Annotated in this window: 3 protein-coding genes; all 3 read left to right on the forward strand. The window is 65.9% G+C overall.

All coding sequences use genetic code 11. The features are described 5' to 3' along the window. Positions 1-343: ATP-binding cassette domain-containing protein (locus AC30N0_RS16500; protein WP_489518988.1), on the forward strand; the 343-nt coding region annotated here is incomplete at its 5' end. A 10-nt stretch (positions 344-353) separates the two neighbouring features. Continuing rightward, positions 354-2,213: an AMP-dependent synthetase/ligase gene (locus tag AC30N0_RS16505; RefSeq protein ID WP_489518989.1), complete on the forward strand. Its 1,860-nt coding sequence runs from the start codon at positions 354-356 to the stop codon at positions 2,211-2,213. Between the two features lie 43 nt (positions 2,214-2,256). Beyond that, positions 2,257-3,023 (forward strand): ABC transporter substrate-binding protein (locus AC30N0_RS16510; protein ID WP_489518990.1); only part of this gene is annotated, 767 nt, incomplete at its 3' end.

Raw genomic sequence — 3,023 nt, forward strand, 5'->3', positions numbered from 1 at the left:
GCAGATGCTCAGCATCTCGCGGGCGCTGATGGCGGCGCCGCAGATGATCCTGCTCGACGAGCCGAGCCTGGGGCTCTCGCCGCGCCTGACGCGCGAGATCTTCGAGATCGTCGTGCGCATCAACCGCGAGCGCGGCACGACGCTGCTCCTGGTCGAGCAGAACGCCAACATGGCGCTCAACGTGGCCGACTACGGCTACGTGCTCGAGAACGGCCGCATCGTGATGGAGGACACCTGCGCGCGCCTCCGCGAGAAGGACGACATCAAGGAGTTCTACCTCGGCATGAAGGAAGCGGGCGCGCGCGGCGAGCGGCGCTGGAAGAAGAAGAAGACCTGGCGGTGAAGGAGAGCCGATGAGCAACCTGTGGGATCTCACCGGGCTGCAGCCGCGGTCGGACATCGTCGTTGCGGGCGAGACCATGACGGCCGTCTTCTGGAACGCCGCTGCGCAGCGCGCCGGCCGTGTCTTCATGCGCGAGAAGGCGATGGGCATCTGGCGCGAGTGGACCTGGACGCAGACGGCCGACGCGGTGCGCGAGATCGGCAACGGCCTGCTCGCGCTCGGCTTCGGCGCCGGCGACAACGCGTCGATCCTCGCCAACACCGTCGTCGAGTGGGTCCTCGCCGACGTCGCCGTGCTTTCCTGCCGAGGCGTCTCGAACGGCATCTACCCGACCGACGCCGCCCCCCAGGTCGAGTACCTGTGCGCCGACTCCAGCACCAAGGTGCTTTTCGTCGAGGACGACGAGCAGCTCGACAAGGCCCTCTCCGTGCGCGAGCGCCTGCCCCGCCTCGAGACGATCGTCGTCTTCGACACCGAGGGCCTGCGCGACTTCCGCGACGAGCGCGTGATGTCGCTCAAGGCCCTGCGCGAGCTCGGCCGCGCCCATGCCAGGGCGCACCCGGCCGCACTCGACGAGCGCGCCGGGACCTGCGCGGCCGAGGACCTGGCGATCCTGGTCTACACCTCGGGCACGACCGGCAAGCCGAAGGGCGCGATGCACTCACAGGCGGGTCTCGTCTACACCGTCCGTGGCTACAACGTCATTCTGGCTCAGGATGAGAACGACGAGCGGATGTGTTTCCTGCCGCTCTGCCACATCGCGGAGCGGCTAGGCGGCGAGTACTTCGGCATCTACACGGGCTCGGTTCTCAACTTCGTAGAGAACCCGGAGACAGTGCCGGAGAACGTCCGCGAACTCGCTCCAACGGTCTTCACGGCGGTGCCCCGCATTTGGGAGAAGTTCTACTCCGGGGTCGCGATTGCCCTGCGTGAGTCGGGTCCGGCACAGCAGGCCGCTTACGCCTGGGGCATCGGCGTTGGGCACCGGGTCGCGGCAAAGGTGCTCGCCGGCGAGCCGGTCGACGCCTGGTTGCGCCTGCAATTCACGCTCGCGCGGCGCCTCGTGCTGGACAACATCCGCAAGCTGATCGGCATCGATCGAGCCCGCTTCTGCGTCACGGCGGCGGCGCCGATCTCGCCGGACCTCGTCAAGTGGTATTTGGCTCTGGGCGTGCCAATGCTGGAGGCCTGGGGCATGACGGAGAGCTGTGGCGCTTCGACTTATACGCCGATCGGGAGAATCAAGCCCGGGATGATCGGCCTCGCATGCCCATTCAATGAGGTGCAAGTCGACCCGCAGACCGGCGAGCTCCTGGTCCGCGGCCGGAACGTCTTCATGGGCTACCTCAACCAGCCCGAGAAGACGGCCGAGACGATCGACGCCGACGGCTGGCTGCACACCGGCGACGTCGGCACGCAGGACAGCGACGGGTATTTCCGGATCACCGATCGCATGAAGGACATCATCATCACGGCCGGCGGCAAGAACATCACGCCGAGCGAGCTGGAAAACGAATTGAAGTTCTCGCCCTATATCACCGATGCGGTCGTGGTCGGCGACAAGCGCGCCTACCTGACGGCGATCGTCATGATCGACCTCGAGAACGTCGAGAAGTTCGCCCAGGACAACGACATCCCGTTCAGCAACTACGCCAGCCTGACCAAGGCCAAGGAAGTGCAGGCGCTCATCGGCACCGAGGTCAGCCGAGTCAACGCGAAGTTCGCCCGGGCCGAGCAGATCAAGAAGTTCTGGCTCCTCGAGACGCAGCTGAGCGCCGAGGACGAGGAGCTGACGCCGACCATGAAGCTCAAGCGCAAGCTCGTCGAGAAGAAGTACGCCGACCGCATTGAGGCCATGTACCGGGCCTGACCGGGGCGCGAGGTCTGATCCGCAACCACGACAGGAGAAATCCATGAGAGCACTTTTCACCGCCCTGGCCGCCGCGCTGGCGCTCGCCTCCGGGCCGGCGCTCGCCCAGCAGGGCGTGAGCAAGACCGAGATCATCGTCGGCTCGATCCAGGACCTGTCGGGCCCGATCGCCGGCTTCGGCAAGCAGGTGCGGCTCGGCATGATGCTGCGCGTCGACGAGATCAACGAGCAGGGCGGCATCAACGGCAGGAAGCTCAAGCTGCTCGTCGAGGATTCCGCCTACGACCCGAAGAAGGCGGTGCTCGCGGCGCAGAAGCTCGTCAACCAGGACAAGATCTTCATCATGGTCGCGCACATCGGCACGGCCCAGAACCTGGCTGCGATGCCCGTCCAGTTCGAGAAGAACGTCGTCAACTTCTTTCCGGTGACGGCGGCGCGCGAGATGTACGAGCCCTTCCACAAGCTCAAGTACTCGTTCGCGGCCACCTACTACGACCAGATCCGCACGGCGTTGCCGAAGCTGGTGAAGGACAAGAGTGCCAAGAAGGTCTGCACCATGTACCAGGACGACGAGTTCGGCCTGGAGGTCGTGCGCGGCGGCGAGGCCGGCCTGAAGGCGCTCGGCATGGAGTTCGCGGATAAGTCGAGCTACAATCGCGGCGCGACTGTCTTCTCCTCGCAGGTGGCGCGCATGAAGGCCTCGGGCTGCGACCTGGTCGTTCTCGGCACCATCATCCGGGAGACGATCGGCGCCATCGCCGAGTCGCGCAAGACCGGCTTCTCGCCGACCTTCCTGGGTTCGAGCGCGGC

Source organism: Rhizobacter sp. (assembly GCF_031412495.1).
GTDB lineage: Bacteria > Pseudomonadota > Gammaproteobacteria > Burkholderiales > Burkholderiaceae_C > Schlegelella_A.

What these genes read in the sequence shown, in the direction of transcription:
- AC30N0_RS16505 (WP_489518989.1), top strand. Translation starts at nt 354, where the DNA reads ATGAGCAACCTGTGGGATCTCACCGGGCTGCAGCCGCGGTCGGACATC.